Origin of the sequence: Cryomorpha ignava, from assembly GCF_010686655.1 — a bacterium.
Lineage (GTDB): Bacteria > Bacteroidota > Bacteroidia > Flavobacteriales_D > Cryomorphaceae > Cryomorpha > Cryomorpha ignava.
Window position 1 is genome coordinate 1 of sequence record NZ_JAAGVY010000104.1, and the last position, 2,635, is coordinate 2,635.

Genomic DNA, 2,635 nt, shown 5'->3' on the forward strand with positions numbered 1-2,635 from the left:
AAGAATCGGAATATTCCTATCATCGAGCTTGTTAATCGAGAGCTTATCCTTATTGTAGATTGTCACACATGAGGAAATGAGAAATGCTATTAATAAATATTGTATGACTAATGCACGTTTCATATTTTAATTACCCCCAACGGTTTGGCGCTTGGCGAAGAAGCGGATTTCGAAGCACTAAACTGTCAACCCTCCACAAAAGTTGATACGAGGTAGAATGTTCAATTAACCACTGAACCCGCTTTTTTGCCAAACGCCTGTTATCGGTTTGTGCTTCTTTCATTCTTACTATTTTGTTCGTCCGAGTATTTCGAGAATCGCCATTCTAAGTGTCTGCAAAACCCATCAATGTCAGGAAATATTGTTGCATTATTTACGCCTAAAACGTGTAACTGTCTGCGGAGAATTGAAAATTTACTATGAGGAATAATGACTTTCGTTAATTTGTTTTTGAACTCACGATTTGTTTCAAAACGTATCATCTTGCCATTCTCATTAATTTTATGCACTGTGAAAAGTCCTGCTTGTGCTGAAATTCGTCTTGAAACGACCGTTGAACGAAATATCTTGGTTATCTTATTTGAAAGTGGGTCTGTCTTTTCAGTATTAGTTCGAAAATCATTAACTAAACCTGCTAAAATCCAAACGACACCATTTTCTAAGTTTCCCTTACCGTCTTTTTTGGGTGGGTTTTGAACAGCAAACCAAAGAGCCGCTAAAGCACTGTAACTCCAGTCAAGAAGTCTTGTTGGTAAGCCGTGATGTTGAGCTAATGCTAACCAATCCCAATTGTTTCCTGGTTTGAATTCTGTAAGTGGAAGAGAACCACGCTTAAATTCATCAAGCATTAATTTTTCCATTATTGCCATTTCACCATTCAAAGTAAGTCTAGCAAGTTTTGGTAATAGCGGTTTGTCTGTACTTTGCCCACGAAATATTAAATCTGCCTTGTTACCGATTGCAACATTGTTAGTCTTGACGTTCTCTATTAAATCAATGTATTCGTTGATACTTTGAATTGTATGTTCGTTTGTTACTTTCACTATTTGTCAAATATTATTGTTAAGAGGTCTTCTAAAAATGCCAACGCTTTATACTCTTCTGGTTTATATTGTCCAGGATGTCCGCAGTTATTTCTTAAATCCAAGCAATTTTCTAAAACAAGTTTTTCGTTTTTTTCAATCTGTCCAAGGTCGCAAGCTGCTTTTAACTGAACTCCTTCTAATATGTAAGCAAAATCAGTTATACTCCGAATGGGTTTTGGTTCTCTAACGTGTTTTTCAATTGCAGTATTTATAGAGTGTAATGAGTGATATTTTAAAAGTTTGTTTTGTAAATTTCTCATTGCTGCAATCCAAGTTATTACTATTCCAGCACGTAATGCACCACTATCAAAACATTGAATAGCTTCAAGGAGGTAATTTTTTTCATCTTCATTGGAAAGTTGACTTACCTTCTTAGACAATTTTAAAGTACTTATTGAAGCGGATTTTGGCTTCATAATTAAATCAAGCGGACTAACTCTTAGCATATCTTCTCTCGTATCCATTTTTAGATACTTGTAAGCTGTCGCTTCACTCGAATTACCAGCAAGTTTTAATATGGAAAGTAAATCATAACCACGGTGTTGTAAGTGTTTTATGAATGAATATTTTAAATTTTTGAATTTATAGTGCTTAACTATTCCAGTCTTCTTGAGAGCTTGATTTAAGGTCCATCTCACACCATTATCAGAAAGCTTTGTTCCTTTCTTTTGGCCTTCAAACAAGTATTTTGTTGGCTTATATTCCTTTATATATTCTTTCAAGTCTTCAACAAGGTTTTCTGCTAAAACCGTTGTGAACATACTTTTTCTTCCACGAACTTTTATTGTTCTGTTGTTGAAATTAATGTCTGTTGGTTTGAGTTCTCTTAGTTCTCCTAATTCCAGCCCAGAGCCGTAGGTCAAACAAATTAACATTCTGTCCCGAAAACTTTCAGCTGCTGCAATTATTTCTATAAGTTCTTCTTCAGGAATATGAACAGGTGTTTCACCTACATAGCTTCTTTGAATGTTATATGTTTCAAATGGGAATTTTTTACCTTTTAAATTATTGTAATAAAATCGTAATGAAGCCAAGTATTGATTTCTAGTTTGGCTTGACCTTCCTTTGGATTTTAAATTGTCGAGAAATTCAACAATGTCATTGTAGTTTGCATCTTGGATACTTTTACTAGACAATGCAAGAAATTGAGAGAAAACATCTAAGTTGTTTCTATAAAGGTCAACAGTCCTATCTGAGTACTTTTTTTTGAGTGCAGATAAAAATTCTGTTTCGATATCCTTTGATAAATGTCTTTGTCTCATCTTATATTGTCAATTTGTGTCGGTCGTTTTAGCATAACCGATAACGGAATTGTGTATGATTAGTGGCGTGTTTAAGCACCTAATTTAGCAAATAAACACTAGATAGAAAATCCGTAAGGATTTTCGTAAGCAAGCTCGAACTAGCCATTAATTATACACGGTGTTGAACGAATCCTCCCTGCGGTCGGAAGCTTTTCGGAGCTCAAAATACGTTTTCTTAGATTTATACCAATCTTAAAAATCAATATGATGTATAAAAAAAAGTAAAACGATAGTAGAGACTGCTAT

2 protein-coding genes are annotated in these 2,635 nt (G+C 34.4%); both read right to left on the bottom strand.

Annotation, left to right across the window (positions count from 1 at the left end; genetic code table 11):
- Positions 1 to 260: 260 nt before the first annotated feature.
- A complete protein-coding gene (locus G3O08_RS20520; RefSeq protein WP_163287321.1) occupies positions 261 to 1,043 on the bottom strand; it encodes an FRG domain-containing protein in 783 nt (260 codons plus the stop codon).
- Positions 1,043 to 2,347 carry a tyrosine-type recombinase/integrase gene (locus G3O08_RS20525; RefSeq protein ID WP_163287322.1) on the bottom strand — a complete coding sequence of 435 codons (1,305 nt, stop codon included), beginning with the start codon at positions 2,345 to 2,347 and terminating at the stop codon, positions 1,043 to 1,045. Before G3O08_RS20525 ends, G3O08_RS20520 begins: the two co-directional genes overlap by 1 nt.
- Positions 2,348 to 2,635 lie beyond the last annotated feature (288 nt).